Source organism: Vibrio hangzhouensis (genome assembly GCF_900107935.1).
Taxonomy (GTDB): Bacteria; Pseudomonadota; Gammaproteobacteria; order Enterobacterales; family Vibrionaceae; genus Vibrio; species Vibrio hangzhouensis.
Genome location: NZ_FNVG01000001.1, coordinates 321,379 through 337,196 on the forward strand (window position 1 = coordinate 321,379; position 15,818 = coordinate 337,196).

Annotated in this window: 14 protein-coding genes; 6 read left to right on the top strand and 8 right to left on the bottom strand. The window is 46.7% G+C overall.

Translation table 11 applies throughout. The features are described 5' to 3' along the window. Nucleotides 1-16: 16 nt before the first annotated feature. From C4S60_RS01375 to C4S60_RS01390, 4 genes are read right to left on the bottom strand one after another with little or no spacing between them, the layout of a single operon-like run. Entirely contained in the window at nt 17-862 is an 846-nt protein-coding gene (locus C4S60_RS01375) for a class I fructose-bisphosphate aldolase (RefSeq protein ID WP_083400108.1), read from the bottom strand. Then, complete coding sequence (locus C4S60_RS01380) at nt 846-2,618, bottom strand: glycerol-3-phosphate dehydrogenase/oxidase (protein WP_103878524.1); 1,773 nt, start codon at nt 2,616-2,618, stop codon at nt 846-848. The genes C4S60_RS01375 and C4S60_RS01380 overlap by 17 nt, the downstream gene beginning before the upstream one ends. A 44-nt stretch (nt 2,619-2,662) precedes the next feature. Next, nucleotides 2,663-3,649, bottom strand: coding sequence for an aldo/keto reductase (locus C4S60_RS01385; RefSeq protein WP_103878525.1), 987 nt, complete (start codon nt 3,647-3,649; stop codon nt 2,663-2,665). Nucleotides 3,650-3,658: 9 nt separating this feature from the next. Further along, entirely contained in the window at nt 3,659-4,618 is a 960-nt protein-coding gene (locus C4S60_RS01390) for a sugar-binding transcriptional regulator (RefSeq protein WP_103878526.1), read from the bottom strand. A gap of 434 nt (nt 4,619-5,052) precedes the next feature. On the opposite strand from C4S60_RS01390, the gene C4S60_RS01395 reads away from it, so the two are divergent. The 6 genes from C4S60_RS01395 to idi all read left to right on the top strand — a co-directional run bounded on the left by C4S60_RS01395 (nt 5,053) and on the right by idi (nt 11,372). Then, nucleotides 5,053-6,078 carry a sugar ABC transporter substrate-binding protein gene (locus C4S60_RS01395; RefSeq protein WP_103878527.1) on the top strand — a complete coding sequence of 342 codons (1,026 nt, stop codon included), beginning with the start codon at nt 5,053-5,055 and terminating at the stop codon, nt 6,076-6,078. A 147-nt stretch (nt 6,079-6,225) separates the two neighbouring features. After that, nucleotides 6,226-7,734 (top strand): sugar ABC transporter ATP-binding protein, encoded by a 1,509-nt coding sequence (locus tag C4S60_RS01400; protein ID WP_103878528.1) that lies wholly within the window; start codon nt 6,226-6,228, stop codon nt 7,732-7,734. Further along, entirely contained in the window at nt 7,734-8,759 is a 1,026-nt protein-coding gene (locus C4S60_RS01405) for an ABC transporter permease (RefSeq protein ID WP_103878529.1), read from the top strand. Before C4S60_RS01400 ends, C4S60_RS01405 begins: the two co-directional genes overlap by 1 nt. A gap of 14 nt (nt 8,760-8,773) precedes the next feature. Continuing rightward, complete coding sequence (locus C4S60_RS01410) at nt 8,774-9,832, top strand: ABC transporter permease (RefSeq protein ID WP_103878530.1); 1,059 nt, start codon at nt 8,774-8,776, stop codon at nt 9,830-9,832. 196 nt (nt 9,833-10,028) lie between these two features. Beyond that, nucleotides 10,029-10,649, top strand: a complete 621-nt coding sequence (locus C4S60_RS01415; protein WP_244182994.1) for an START domain-containing protein — start codon at nt 10,029-10,031, stop codon at nt 10,647-10,649. A gap of 186 nt (nt 10,650-10,835) precedes the next feature. Further along, nucleotides 10,836-11,372 (top strand): isopentenyl-diphosphate Delta-isomerase, encoded by a 537-nt coding sequence (idi, locus tag C4S60_RS01420; protein WP_103878532.1) that lies wholly within the window; start codon nt 10,836-10,838, stop codon nt 11,370-11,372. On the opposite strand, the gene C4S60_RS01425 is transcribed toward idi, so the two are convergent. Genes C4S60_RS01425 through C4S60_RS01440 form a run of 4 tightly spaced genes read right to left on the bottom strand, consistent with a single transcriptional unit; the run spans nt 11,369 to nt 15,752 of the window. Next, the gene (locus C4S60_RS01425; protein WP_103878533.1) at nt 11,369-12,553 is read right to left on the bottom strand and encodes a hypothetical protein; all 1,185 of its coding nucleotides are present in this window, start codon (nt 12,551-12,553) and stop codon (nt 11,369-11,371) included. The genes idi and C4S60_RS01425 overlap by 4 nt on opposite strands. A 2-nt stretch (nt 12,554-12,555) precedes the next feature. Then, the gene (locus tag C4S60_RS01430) at nt 12,556-13,266 is read right to left on the bottom strand and encodes an ABC transporter ATP-binding protein (RefSeq protein WP_103878534.1); all 711 of its coding nucleotides are present in this window, start codon (nt 13,264-13,266) and stop codon (nt 12,556-12,558) included. 31 nt (nt 13,267-13,297) lie between these two features. Further along, a complete protein-coding gene (locus C4S60_RS01435) occupies nt 13,298-14,533 on the bottom strand; it encodes an ABC transporter permease (protein WP_103878535.1) in 1,236 nt (411 codons plus the stop codon). Further along, nucleotides 14,523-15,752 carry an ABC transporter permease gene (locus tag C4S60_RS01440; RefSeq protein ID WP_103878536.1) on the bottom strand — a complete coding sequence of 410 codons (1,230 nt, stop codon included), beginning with the start codon at nt 15,750-15,752 and terminating at the stop codon, nt 14,523-14,525. The genes C4S60_RS01435 and C4S60_RS01440 overlap by 11 nt, the downstream gene beginning before the upstream one ends. Nucleotides 15,753-15,818: the final 66 nt, after the last annotated feature.

Here is a 15,818-nt window from a genome sequence, read left to right on the forward strand (position 1 = left end):
TCTAGTTCTGTATCTGCTATTTATCGCCAATGTAGATGTTCATTGCTTCTGAGGTAGACGCACCGTTGTGAATCATAGCCATCAAAGCATCTACAACGCGGCTTGGATTTGGGTGTTGGTAAATATTGCGCCCATACACCATACCCAGAGCCCCCTGATCTAGCAAAGCTCGCGCTTTGCTAAACACAGATTCAATGTCTTCACGTCCACCGCCACGAACCAGTACCGGACACCTTGCCGCCTCAACCACTTTGTGGAAGTCTTCCGCTTGGCTCGTTGGATCTGCCTTAATGATGTCAGCGCCTAGCTCACGTGCCATGCGCACCAGCGTGACAATCTTTTCGCAGTCACCATCGACCATATAAGCCTGCCCTTGGCTGTTGGGCTGCATCACCAACGGTTCAATCATCAGTGGCATGCCGTATTTCTCACACTCTGCTTTGACCTTACTGATGTTGGCAACACATTGCTTAAACAAGTCAGGTTCATCAGGCAGCATGAATAAGTTCACCACAACGCATGCCGCATCCATTTGAAGAGCCTGGATAAGAGGCTGTTCCGCATTTTGCAATAGCGCCCACATATGGCGGTGACGTTCTGCGTTATATGGGTTACCTAAATCAATTCGCATGACCAGCGCAGGCTTGTCTTTGCCATCGACAGTTTGCAGTAAGTCAGCTTGACCCGCATTCATCTGAATCGCATCTGGCTTGGCATCCACAAGTTGTTTTACCACTGAAGACATGTCTTCCAACCCATCTAAAAACGAAGGCTCATTGCACACGCCGTGGTCGATAGCCACATCCAAACAACGCCCCTGTTTAAATAGGCGATTCATCCTGACTTTACTGGTTAAATACATAATCTTCTCCATCTAGTAGTTGTTCATTTTCCGTAACGGTAGGTTGTAATTTGGGTTTTGAAACTTTTGGTAAGGCGTCCAATTCAACGCCATGGAAATCCAGCAACACTTGCTTCGATTGAGCTCTATCTTTATCGCGCTCGCTTTGACTCCAAGAGAAGTGGTCAGCGACCAAATTAGAGATCTCTTCGAAGCTCTCAGCAGTCAACTTACCTTCAATAGCAATGGAGGTACGGCGAAGCAGCACATCTAACGTTGTCGACACATACTCACGTTCCAGAATGAATTTGAGCTCGCCTTGGGTGTAGTCATCGAGTGACGACAGCGCTTTATCTTGTTTTGCTTGAAGTGCATCAAGAAGTGATTCACAAGCAGTGCCGTAGCGCTGAAACCAAGTTGCGATTTGGCGTTTTGAGTATCGTGGATGACATTCTGCCAAAGAGGTTAAGTAAGCGGCTTTTGACGATTCTGTGACAGGGTAACTATTACCACCACCAATCGCTCTTTGTTTAGTATCGCATACTCGCGTTTTGCCAAGCGATGCTAGGAGTTCATCTGCCACTTCCTCACCAAAGGCACGAAACGTTGTCCACTTGCCCCCGATAAGCGAGTAGATATGAGTGTCACCAATCTTGTCTTGTTTCAATGAATGGCTGCGGGGGATTTGCCCTGTGGTTGAGGTATTTACTGACGGAAGTGGTCTCACGCCACAGAACTGATAGACAATCTGCTCACGACCAATATCCAGCTTTGGTAGCACCCCTCTTAGTGACTCGATGATGTAATCAATTTCTTCGTCAGTACAACGCACCAATTCAGGGTCGCTTACTGGGATATCCGTCGAGCCGATAAGTACTTTTCCGAAATACGGGAACAAGATACAAACTCGTCCTTCGCTGTTTTCATAAAACAGCATATTGCCATCCAGCTCAGCCAGCAGCTCTGCATTATCGACGATGATATGAGACCCTTTCGTCCCCTGCATATACTGGCTAGGCGCCGTCAGTAATCCATTGGTGGTGTCGACCCAAGCGCCTGTCGCATTGACCACATGGCGCGTTTTAACTTGAATTGACTCCGCAACCTCGTGATTAAAAATCGTCAGCTGCCCCTGATTTAACTCAGAGACCATGGTGTAATTTAGTGCAACGCCGCCCGCTTCCACCCCTTCATGAATTAATTCCAAGGCGAGGCGCTCTGGTGAGCTAATCCAGGCATCAAAGTATGTGGCACTGCTCTTTACGTCACTCCCCATCATAGGCCAGCGTTTTTGGGTTGAGCGAGCTGAATGCATCTGATGATTGGGCATCAGTTGGTCACGCTTGGTGAACCAATCGTAGAGGCTCAACCCAATTTTGATGACCACAGAACCGCGCTGCGAAGGCTTGTCTTTCAATCCTAAGAACTTAAACAGGCCATCAAACATACCAGACCAGGTAGAGAAAATAGGTATGGTGGTTTCTAAAGGAGCAACAAAATGAGGCGCGTTATCAAGCAGGCGATTTCGCTCATAGAGCGCTTCTTTCACCAACTGAAATTCGCCATTTTCAAGATAACGAAGTCCGCCATGTATCATGCGAGATGGCGCAGCACTGGCCTTAGAGCAAAAGTCATCTTTCTCGACTAACAGCACCTTTACACCTTGCAGTGCCAGTTCTCGAAAAACGCTAATACCATTTATTCCTCCGCCAATGACCACGGCGTCAAAGTCGCTACTCTCTTCTATTCGCCTAAAGGCGGTTGAGTTGTTATTCATTGTTGCTCCCTGCCACTGTTTTCCGCTTTCCTTACGATGCGTCGTTACGCCAATTCCAACTCGCCAAAAAACTCATGGGATTTTGCATCAATAAACTTCACCTCTTCCTGAGATAGCACCACACTTCCTGCCGCGGCGTTTTCTATTGCTTGAGCTACATTTCGTGCACCACATAAGGCATAAGTGATACCTGGCTGTTGCAGTGTTACAGCAATAACTAGCTGTGCAACACTCACATTTTTCTGGCGAGCAATCGGTTCAATAGATTGACAGAACTTTTGTACCCAGCGGCGGTTTTCGATAGTAAACATAGGATCAGTGATACGCTGGTCATCGCCAGTAAAGACACGTTCAGGGGTGATTTTGCCACTCAGCAGCCCCATGGCAAGTGATGAGTAGCTCAGACACGCGACGTTAGTTTTGATGGTTGTCGGCAGCAAGGATTGCTCCAACTGACGCTCGATTAGGTTGTATTTCTCCTGCACCGCGTCCACAACGCCCGTTTGTTGATACTGTTCCAACTCCGCTTGATTGGCGTTACTGATCCCGATTGCTCGGATCTTACCGGCTTTCTTTAGCGCCAATAATGCTTCCATGGTTTCAGCAATCGGCGTGGTTGGGTCTTGCCAATGGGTAATATAGAGATCGAGATAATCCGTTTGCAGACGCTTCAGACTTTGCTCCACCTCATGTTGGATGGCATCCGCGCCAAGATAACGATGTACTGGCTTGCCATTCTCATCAAAAAAGTGATTACCTTTGTTGGTATGCCAAACCAAACCACATTTTGTTGCCAAAACCACCTTATCGCGTCGTCCTTTGATCGCCTTGCCAACTATTTCCTCAGACACACCAAGTCCATACGCTGGAGCGGTATCAATTAAAGACACGCCGTGATCTAACGAAGCATGTATGGCATCAATTGAGGCTTTCTCATCTGTTCCGCCCCACATCCAACCGCCCATTGCCCACGTGCCAAGACCGATGACTGATGCTTCAATACCTGAATTACCGATTTCTCTCGTTTGCATGTTGATTCCCTATTCTGCTTGTTCCAATACACTGGCGACGGTGTCTTCGTCTGAGACTAACCCGTTAATCAATCCGCCTTTCAGTGCCGCTAACATGGCTGACACTTTGGTGCGAGTCGCTGCGACACCGAAACTGTGTTCGATGCTATTAAGTTCTTGTAGATTGAGCCCGATGAGTTTTTGGTTGATGTGCTCCGCGCACTTTTCGCCCTGCGCGTCATAAAGGTTGGCCAATATCTCCCCTTTGCATTGGGCGCTGATCAGCGTTTCTGTTTCATGGCCACTCAACGAGCGCAGGTCATAGTAACTGTCGCTTTCACTGGCTACTGAACCGATACCTACCAAGGCAATATCTGCACTACGCGCCAAATCGAGTACGTCTTTAACGCTGCGCATCTCCATCAAAATATTGCGCTGTTCGTCGGTATCAACGAAAAGCGGCGCGTGCAACTGAGTGCTTTTTCCGCCTAACTTTTCCGCTAATTTGCTAGCCAGGTAGTTCACATCCGTGAAGTGATGACCCTGAATGCCGCCTGTAGCCGGAACCACTCTCACATTCGGAAACTGCATCGGTTTTAGCTGCTCAACAATCTGCGCCATGGTTTTACCCGCACTAATGCAAATAATGCTGTCTGGCTTGATGGTTTCTATGAGCAGTTCACCTGCGGCTTGTGCCACTTGGCGAGTGACGACTTCGTCATCCTGGCTGAGACTTGGCTGAATCACCGCAGTTTTCAAACCAAACTGTTCCAGCAAGCGTTGTTCTAAGGTATGCGTTCTTTCTTGTGGAAGCTTTAAGGTAATCTCAACCAGACCATCATCATGCGCTTGCTTGATGACACGATTCACTTTCGCCGTGGACAACCCAAGCTGCTTAGCAATATCCGACTGACTGCGATTTTCCATATAGCGCAGCGTTAAGATCTTTGCTGTTTGTCTCAATATGTCGTCACGTTCGTTCATCGTCATATCTCTACCTTTATTACTGCTTTCTGCCTTTATATAGGCTTCACACTTTGTTAACACTCAATGGCTTTTTATCTTGGCAATCTTGGTTAACCAGATGTGAAATTTATTTCATCTGAGTAAAAAGTAATCATAGAAAAAGACTTTTACAAGTTAAAATGATACCAATCGTATCGTTTTGGCCATTTAAGTGCGTTAGATCACAAATAACAACCAAAGTGATACGTATTGTATCGATATAGCATTGACCGGCTACATTTTGTTCACTACCTTTTAACACGTGAAATATATTTCACCTGTCTGAAAGATAATTCACATCATCGAGAACAACGTGTTGTGCTGCTTTTGGCTTACTAAGAACGAGGCTGTTTAATAGAAGCGAAGCAGATGTTGCTCCAAAGACGACGAGTGAATAGCAAATACAAATGGAGAAAATTATGAAGTCAGTGACTTTAAAAAAGATATTTAATAAAGGACTTATCGCTACGAGTATTATTGTTGCTTCAAGCCTAGCTGCCACAACACATGCAAATGAACGAATCGCGTTTTTCGTCTCTGATTTGTCTAATGTATTCCACCAATCTCAAGCGACGGAAGCAAAGCGCTACGCAAAAGAGAAGTACGGTGCTGAAGTAGTTATCTTCGATGGCAAAGCCGATTCAGCGGTAATGACGCAAAACGTTGACCAAGTGGCCGCTGGTGCATTTGACGGTGCTTCTCTTCATATATGGGATGGCGAAGCCGCGACACCTGGTGTTGAAGAAGCATTGGAAGAGAACATCGCTATGACGTCTTTCTTCAGTCCAATTACCGACACAGGCATTCCAACCGCTCGTAGTGATGAGGCGACAGTCTCTTTCGATATGGGCGCACAAATGGCAAAAGCATGGAAAGAAGCGAATCCTGACAAGCCAATCGTCATGGTTCAACTAGGTTGGCCAAACCATACCGAGGTAAGTTCTGGTCGAACCAACCCATTTGCAGAAGGTGTGCTTTCGGTTGACCCTACAGCGAAAAACCTTGGCGCACTTGACGCTAGTGGTGGTCAAGAAGCGGCGAAACAGATCATCGTTGACCTTCTTACTCAGCAACCAGAAGTTAACTTGATTTATTCCGAAGCCTCCAACTTAACAGTAGGCACAATGGCAGGTCTTAACCAACTGGGTCGCGGCAAGTTTAAAGATGGCAAACCGGTGACAGAGATCGTCGCTAGTGTTGACTTTGACTCGGTTGAATTTGGTCAGATCTATGACCCTGAATCAAGCCTAAAGGTCTCTATGGGCCTTCCACCGATTGAAACAGCACGAGGTCGTATCGACTTGGTTATGGACGTAATCAACAACAAAGTCGCACCGACCAAAGATCAAGCGGAAGAGTTCTTCTACAAGGCTTACACCATCTCTTATTGGTCAATGCCAAAACCTGAAGCACAGCAATGGCTAGACGCTCAGTTCAGCAACTAACCCAGGCTTAAGGACGGCGGCTAGACCGCCGACCTTATATGTTACTCATTTATTCAAAATCTCAGTGTTAAGGAAAAACTCGCCTCATCTGCCATGTCATCAGTGGCCTAGCAGTATCGAAGGTGCACCACTGAAGGAGAGATCATCTTGAATAGTCATAATTCAACACCTGTTCTATCAATTGAAGGGCTGATTAAAGACTACCCCGGAGTTCGGGCGGTTAACGATGTGAGCTTTGCGATTGAACGAAGTACCGTTCACTGCTTGATTGGCGAGAACGGCGCAGGAAAATCCACATTGGTAAAAATGATCACCGGCGCTATTCAGCCTACTCAGGGTGCGATGAAGGTGAACGGTAAGGATTACCGACCTACTGGCACTCAGTCAGCACGTGAATCGGGAATCGCCACTTTATTCCAGGAGCTACATGTCGTTGATGAATTGACTGTACTTGAAAACTTAACGCTGGGTATGGAACAGAGCCGGTTTGGCTTTTTGATTAAATCAGATTTAGAAGATCGCGTGATCGAGACCTTGGCGACCATCGAGCCCTCTATCGACCCATATGCCCGAGTCTCTACTCTAGGTGTCGCCCAAAAGCAGATTATTGAAATTGCCCGTGCCGCCTCATCTGGCGCTAACGTCATTATTATGGACGAGCCAACAGCGGCTTTATCGGAAAGAGAAGTCGAAAGACTCTTTACCGTTATTCGTAGACTACAAGAACAAAGCGTTACGGTTATCTATATCTCTCACAAACTGGATGAGATTTTAACCTTGGGCGATCGCGTCACCGTGATGCGCGATGGCAAACACATCGCAACCAAACCCATGTCTGAAGTCGATGGCCGCGCAGAGCTCATCGATATGATGATTGGTCGTAGCATCATGCACGATTATTCCCCGCGAGACGCCATTACCGATGAAGTATTCCTGGCGGCGCAGCGCCTTAATAACCACCGCCTCAAAGATGTCTCGTTTGATATCAAAAAAGGCGAGATCGTTGGGTTTTATGGGTTGGTTGGAGCAGGAAAAACCGAGATTGCACGCGCGATATTCGGTGCCGATAAAGTCTCTGGAACGATTCGCCTCAATGGCAAAGACGTTGGCAATTCGCCTCGTGAAGCCATTGCTGCGGGTATTGCTCTCGTACCTGAAGAGCGCCGCACTCAAGGCTTATTCACCAATTTAACCATTCGAGAAAATATCCCGGTCATGAATCTGCCAAGAATGTCTGACTTTGGGGTATTCAGAGAAAATGATGAACTGAATGCGGCGATCGATTACGTCGATAAGCTCTCTATTGCCACCAGCTCAATAGAAAAGCATACAGAAAAGCTCTCCGGTGGTAATCAGCAAAAAGTGGTTATCGCTAAATGTCTGTTCTCACAGGCGAAGCTTCTTCTACTCGACGAACCCACTCGCGGTGTCGATGTTGGAGCGAAAAAAGAGATCTATGACTTAGTGAAAAGCCTCGCCAACGAAGGTAACTCAGTGGCGGTGTTTTCTACGGAACTCGAAGAGATCCTGGGCGTTTGTGACCGAATCTTCTTACTTTATGACGGTTCACTGGTATCTGAAATCAAGAATGGGTCAAACGTAGACACTAACTATATTTTGAATGCCGCTACGGGTGGCCTTGAGGAGGCAGTATAATGAACACGTCAGTAAAGCCTAATCACTCGCCAGTCGAGTATCGAAGGGTGAGCGACCAAATGTATATCACCTTGTTGGTCGCTTTTGTCGCGATCGGCTTGTTCCTCGTCGCGTCAGCTTTCGTCCCGAACTTTTTTCAAGTTCAAAACATGCTTAACCTGATCACCAATAACTGGGCGGTGATTTCACTTGGTGTTGGCGTCTCTTTCTTGCTGATTTCTGGCAACTTTGACCTCTCCGTTGGCGGTATTGTTGCGCTTTCAGGCGTGCTGTCGGTTTGGTTTGCTCAAGCCGTAGGTGGCGGTTCTGCCCTGTCCACGGGCTTAGGCTTACCTTATTGGTTAGCCGTGGTCGGCGCTTTAATGGGTGCACTGGCTATCGGTGGTCTGAACGCTCTGTTTGTGGTGAAGTTTCGCATCCCATCAATCATCGTCACGCTAGGTACCATGATGGTGGCGAGAGGTATCGCCCAGGTGATTACTCAAGGCTCGCAACGCAACACCAATTTACCAGAGGAATTTGGCATTCTCGGCAATTTAAAAGTGTTTGGTACCTCAATGCAATTCCCTGTGCTGTTTATGCTCATCCTATTTTTTGTCGCGATTTTTATTGAGCGTAAAACGGTGTTTGGTCGCATCACCTATTGGATTGGTGCCAACCCCGAGGCCGCGAAGCTGTCAGGTATCGATAACTCCAAACATATTACTTACCTCTACCTATTTAGTTCGCTAGTGGCAGGTATTGTTGGCATCTTGCTCTCTTCTGAGTTTAAGTCCGGCTTTTCTAATCGTGGTTTACTGATGGAGTTTGATGCACTGGTTATCGCCCTTCTTGGCGGCATTGCCATTGCTGGCGGCTTCGGCTCTGTCATTGGCATGTTCTTTGGTGCAATTATCTTAGCGGTAGTGACCTCGGCTGCAACTGGGTTAACCCTCTCACCGGATTGGCAATTCATACTCAAAGCGGTCGCTGTTTTCCTAGCGATTACTGCTCAAACCTGGGCACTGTCCCTTAGAAACAAATAAGGAGGGGAAACGTTATGTCTGATTCAACCAAATCACTTAATCCATCACCTGCCCCGTCACCTGCACCATCATATGCACTGGGCGGACAAGTGGCCGAGTTTTTCCGTAACTACTACATTTACTTTGTTTTGGCAGCGATTGTTATTTTTCTAAGTAGCGTTAACTTAGATCAGTACGCCCTGTTTGAGCGCGGAAACTTTCTTTATAAGAAAAACGTCATCAACATTTTACGTGTCTCCGCCCCACTGTTGGTGCTAGCAGGTGCTTTTACCCTGCTTATGGTCTCAGGCTACATCGACTTGTCCGTTGGCAGCACCATGGGACTCACTGCGGTCATTTATGCTCTTCTCGCTATCAATGGTGTTCCAATGTGGGTCGCTTTCTCCATTACCGTGTTTTGTGGTGTATTGCTGGGCGCATTCAACGGCTTGTTGGTAGTGAAATTTAATATCACCCCGGTTATCGCCACTTTGATTACCCTGAGTTTGTATAAAGGTATTGCACTGCTTTTAGTAGAGGATGGAGTGTCAGCCATCAAATCCATGGGCGATCTAAAAATGCCAGCATGGTTTAACGACTATGGTCGCGATGCTGTGTTACTAGGTCTGCCAATGGCATTTTGGGTAGCGGTAGGCGTTACCGCTCTGCTTATCATCCTGCAAAACCGTTCTCTATTAGGCAAATACGCCGCAGCTACAGGGGGTAACCCAACCGCAGCCAAATTATCAGGAATTAAGACTGGGTTAGTCGTCTTTGCACTCTACGCCATTGTCGGTGCAACAGCAGCGCTTGCGGGCATTGCCCGCTCAAGCTTTATGTCGCTTGGTGACCCACTGTCGGGCGATGGTATGGAATTGACCGCTATTCTTGTGGTGTTAATCGGTGGTACGGCATTTAGTGGTGGTGAAGGTAAAGTGCTACGTTCATTTGTTGGCGCATTGATTATCATGACGTTAACCGTCGGGATGCTCACTCTCGTACCTGCTTATTACCAAACTTTGGTGATTGGTGGTGCGCTGTTGGCAGCGGCGGCGTCAAATCACTTGGTAAGTAGAAAGCGTAACGAAGGCTAATATTCATAACAGCTTTAAGAGCCAACAGGTGCGCCCAGCCTTGTTGGCTCTTACAATTTGGGAGGCATTTCAATACTACTGCTTCCATTCTTTTGCTTCAAATGTCTACAACCCTCATTTTTCGAATGAAATTGTATATGCTTAATACAAGAAATCGACATCAACCAGGTGAAACATGGACGTTTTACGCATCATTATGCTGTTCTCAACGTTACTGCTGACTGGCTCCTTGAGCGCTGAGGAAAGCAGGTATTGGCAATTTGACAGCAATATTGACGGAATCACTATTTACACTCGGGAACACACCGATGGCTTAGTCGAAATCCGAGCGCAAATGTTCACGCCAACAACCTATAGCGCCTTCTTAACCTTATTAGAAGACAGCGAAAATGTGCCGAACTGGATAGATAACACCAGCCATAGCCAAGTGCTAAGGCAAATTTCAGTGAACGAAAACATTGTTTATACCCAGTTTAAAGCACCTTGGCCCGTGAGAGACCGCGATATGGTGACTTACTCGAAGTATTGGGTCGACGATTTTGGTTTTACGCTAAAAATTCACGATGCGCCTGAGCCCTCTTTAGCGAAACAAAATGGCTATATTCGCATTACTTCTGTCGAAGCGAGTTGGACCCTACAAAAGCTTACTAATGGCACGACACTCATCGAATACAAAGCCTATGCAGATCCTGGAGGCCTATTACCCGCTTGGTTGATAAACAAGCTATCGACCCAAAGTGCTAGAGCGACGTTCAATAATTTAAGAAACCAGTTACCAAAATATCAACGCTACTCTCACCCACATATGAGAGAGTGAGTCCAATCCATACATTGTTGATCATCTCTTTTTGGTCTTAGTATTAACGCTGTGAATTATTCTCCTCCTCCTCTCTCCATCTCTGGATCTTTTGTGCTATGATTCGCGCCCTCGCTGGTTGGCACAGTGATGTAACAGAAAAACCGTGGTGTTCAAAGCGGTCAATAAGCAAGCGTGAGATAGAGTATGAGTTGTGAACTGGTTGTCGTAGTCGATAAATTTGGGAAACCAATTGGGACCGAAGAGAAGTTAGAGGCGCACCGTCTGGGCCTTAAACATCTTGCTTTTTCGGTACTTATTTATCGTTATAATGCAGGCCAACTTGAATTCTTACTTCAGAAACGCGCCATCAACAAATATCACAGTGGTGGACTGTGGAGTAATACCTGCTGCTCACATCCACGTCCAGATGAAGATATCGTTTTAGCTTCAAAACGTCGACTTGTCGAAGAATTAGGCGTGACGGCATCTCTCAAGCTCAACGATATTGGTACCATCAGTTATTGTGCCAAATTCAGTAATGGTTTGACTGAGAATGAACTTGATCATGTGGTTATTGCAGAATCGAACAAGGTCGATTTAGACCTTAATCCAGATGAAGCAGAACAATGTGAATGGTGGCCGCTGTCCGACATTGAGCAAACCATGAAGGCTGAACCACAAACCTTCAGTGCATGGTTTCGCTTGGTGTTAGAGAAAACAACGCATCATCTAAATAATTAGAACGACCATTTGATGTTGGCAAACAGCAGCGTTGATGGTGTTTCTCCAAATAAGCTACCAGAACTTCCATCAAAGCGCTGTAACACGGTAAGTAGCTGCCAATCGTCAGATAACGAGTAACTGTTCGATAGCCCGACGAAAAAAGAACCATCTTGATAGTAACTGCCTGACATGGTGAACCGCGACAATGATGTAATATCGAAACCTAAGTCAGCGTAGCCTGTAAATTTGGTAAAACTCAACGTTCTGGCAGTCAGTGGCAAGGTTAAATACACGGCAGCATCGACCGCCTGTTGAGGCTCGCTGATGTATAGGAGCGCTGCTCGCATCATCCAATTGCGTCTTCCCCCAAAGCTATAGTCCGTCTCAATACTGGATACCAATGTGGGTTGGAAGCTTTGCCCTTTATACTCAGACATCCAAGGGTCAAACCAGGTAAACTCTCCTCGAAACCCCGCACCTTTAATGTCTCCGGCAAACCCACCACCAATGACATAGTCCAGCCCCGAGCGACCAAGTAATGCCTGAATATCCCAACCGTCATAGTTAAATAAATATCGTGCAGAATAGCGTTGCAGATTGCTGTCTTTGTTTGGGCTATAAACAAAATCCAGGCTGCTGGCATAACCCAATGTGCGACTTACCGACACCGCATCTGTGCCGGGTCGTTCTTCATAATCAAAGTCATAGATAGAATAGGAATTATAGAGATCGTTAGGGTTCCAGACGGTGTTCATGGCCCAATTCACCCGATAACGTCCTATTCTTGAGCTCCACTCAGTTCCCTTCCAGTCAAAATACAAACGATCAAATTGGCTGTTGATTATCATGTTGTCGTTGTCGACAATATTTCTCGATAGATCAAAATATCCATTGTCAGCCGCAATGATTTCCGAATAGTAAGGCGCACTCAAGCTATCGCCAGCCAGCACTCTATTACGCATACCCGCATTAAAACGAAACGAAGATGAAAAACGATATTCGTAGTTAAATCTCTGATGTACAAGATGATCTAAGGTATTGTCACCATGGTCGGGGATACCTCCTGTCACCATGTATTTCACATAACCGGTTAGGTCCCAGTTCTTTTCTGGCTGCAATCCAGGTATCTCGGCTTTCACTTCTATCATGTAGAAAGCGGCGCCAACGATAAAAATAGTGGTGACTAACTTTTTGCACATAACTAATGTTCTAGCTCCGTGGCCAGTTCACTTTGCAGCATGTCGGATGCGAGTTTGCCATCCTCAAATACAATGACGCGCTTTGCTCTCTTAATCACTCGGGGGTCATGCGTAGAGAAGATAAACGTCGTCCCTTCGACTTCGTTTAGGTGCTGCATGATATCCAACAACTCAGCTGTACTTTTGGCGTCCAGATTGGCGGTAGGTTCATCAGCCATAACAAATCGAGGCCTTGGTGCCAAAGCCCTGGCTACCGCAACCCTCTGCTGCTGTCCCCCAGACATTTTAGGCGGCCGTTTATCCTTCTGCTGGGTGAGGCCAACCTGCTCCAACAGTTCGCCAGCACGTTGCTGACACTCTGCTTCTGACCGCCCTTGCAACTGCATGACAAACTCTACATTCTCCTGCGCAGTTAATACTGGCAACAAGCTATAATCCTGAAAGATAAAACCGATGTTGTCGCGGCGAAACGCAATCAATTGCTTTTCAGATAACTGACAAATATCCTTGCCTTCAATCCAGACTTCTCCAGATGTTGGGGTATCAATACCACCCAACATGTTAAGAATGGTTGTTTTGCCAGAGCCTGAAGGTCCCATGATTGCCACGAATTCCCCCTGCTCAATTGTCAGAGTGAGGTCCTGCACCGCGTGAACCGGATATTCGCTATCAGGATTATAGGTTTTGTTGAGTTGCTTGATTTCAATAGTCATATTTCATCGCTTCTGTTTAACCTGTCCTCACCTACTTCTTGTCAGACATTGCTTCTACCGGTTTTTGCTTCAGTATTTGCCGTGCCGGATACAATGCAGCCACAACAGAGGCAACGAAGACCGTTACAAACACCATCAGATATTGCTCTCCTGACACTTGTGGGTACAGCAGCGTATCCACACCGTATGCACCCAGACCTTCTGCCATGGAGCCCAGTGAAAGACCGGTGTAACTCAGCACGCTAATCAGCAACTTGCTACCCATTATCCCCAACACTGCACCCAAGCTACCCAACATCACCGTCTCTAACATGACCAAAGCAAATATTTTGTGCTTTTGCATGCCCACAGCCATCAGTACACCAAATTCCTGAGTTCGCTCAAATACCGACATCAACATGATATTGACAATCCCAAATGCCATCGCGACGACAAAAACAATGAGCATTATTTGGTTACTGGTATCCATCGTTGACATCATCGTTGCGAGCAGTGGTTGAAGCTGATACCAGCCCTGCACTTCATTGTCGGTGGAGACGCTGGCTTTAATCTCTGTTACCAGTTGCCGCACCTGAGACTCACTTTTGGCCCCGACTTCTGCGTTCAGTTTCACCGCATATTCGTGAACCTGTTTAAGTTGGGCTAAAGACTGGATATCCGACATTCGGACAAGCACATGGTTATCATCATAGGCTGACGAGGGTGTCTTAAAGATTCCTCTGACTCTAAATGCTGCGCCAGTAACGTCACCGTTAGGATCGGTAAAAGTAATAACCACTTTCGACCCGACTCTTAACTTCAACCGCTCAGCATTTTTAGCCGATACAAGGATGGGATTGCGGCCTTGTGCGTCAAGCCATTCTCCACCAACCAAACGTGTCGATATCGGGGTGAAGTCACGCTCTTTCTCAGCATCAACACCGACAACCTTCACACCGCGAGTGCTGCGCGCTGAAGCCAGCATGCCATCTACGACAAATCGGGGCACCCAATCCTGAACGTTACGATTCGAGTTGAGTACTGACTCTACCCTGTCCGGTTGGATCACCACATCTTTAATGTCTGGGTTTTGATTAAAACGTTGATTGTGAATCTGAAGGTGACTGGTTTGCCAGGCAATCGCGTTATAGACCATGTTGTTGGTCATACCGTTCATAAACCCCATCATGGCCACCACACCAACGAGACCAAACACCATGGCACCCGCCATAATTGCAGTTCGAATTTTGTTTCGCCATAGGTTTCGCCATGCAAGTCTAATGAGCATGCGAGCCTCCTTTAAGTGCTGAAACCAAATTCAAACGAAAAATTCGCCAACCGGGATAAATCAGGCACAGCAACAAAATTGAGCTTACCGCTATAGCCTGATTAATCACTAAAGTCGTATCGATATAGACTGGCAATATTGGTTCGAAGCCCGACTCAATCATCGCAGTCGCCGCATCTCCCGTCATTTCGATTGGATTAAAGTAGAAATATCCTAATACCGGTGTCGACACCAACACCCCAAGAACGATGCCCAGAACACAAATGAACGCTGACTCAATAAACAATAAAGAAAGTAGTTTGCCGCGTACCATCCCGGTGGCGAGCATCACACCAAACTCTCGTTGCCTCTCTAGTGTCATCATCATGATTGTGGCGAAAAGGCCGAATCCGACAATGCCATAAAGAATGTAAATCAGGAAAATACCCCCTGCTCGGTCCATAGCGATTTGCTGGGCCATTTCTGGTGACAAATCTTGCCAGTCTCGCACCCTGATTTGATCTTTATAATGATCCACAAGTCGCTGTTCTACTTTACCTATTTGCTTTAGGTCTTTGGTATGTATCACCCAGGAAGTGAGGTTATTACCTGTACTATAGAGTTCCTGAGCCAGATGGAGAGGCATGTAAACAAGCTGATTATCCAGCGCAGACACGGGGAAGTGAAGAAGCCCATTTACAGTGTAAAGGCCTGCGGCAGTCTGCCCTCTATAACCTTGTCCGTAGAGTATTATTTCATCACCTACTTTTATTTTCAGAAAGTTTGCCAGCCCCTCCCCCAACAGTACTGCCTTGCTGTCGGGAGCTAAGAATTCCCCTTCCGTCAACTTATCACTGACACCTGAATACGCATCTTCAAGCAGAGGATCAACACCCAAAACCAGCACGCCTTTGGATCGATCATCCGCCGCAGCCAATGCGACTGATTCAATTCTCGGTAGCACAAAACTTATCTCAGGAATTGTGTTTAACGTTGGAAACTGTTCAATGTCTGCGGAAAGCAGGTCATCAATACTGGCACTTTCTGCATACTCTGGGTGCTGAAGTTGGATCAGTCCAGTGTAGAAACGGGCAGCATTATCGATGTTGATGTTATAGCTGCCCTCTTGGAAACTGCGCGTTAAAAGTGACAGAAACAGCGCCAAAGCTAACGCTGACGCCGTCAGTAACGTACGTCTTTTTTGTCGCCACAAGTTGCGCCAAGCAAGTTTGATTAACATCCTTTACCCTCGTACGCTCCCTAGATTCCGACTTCAACCCGAATAGTTCTCAATAAACAGAGTGCC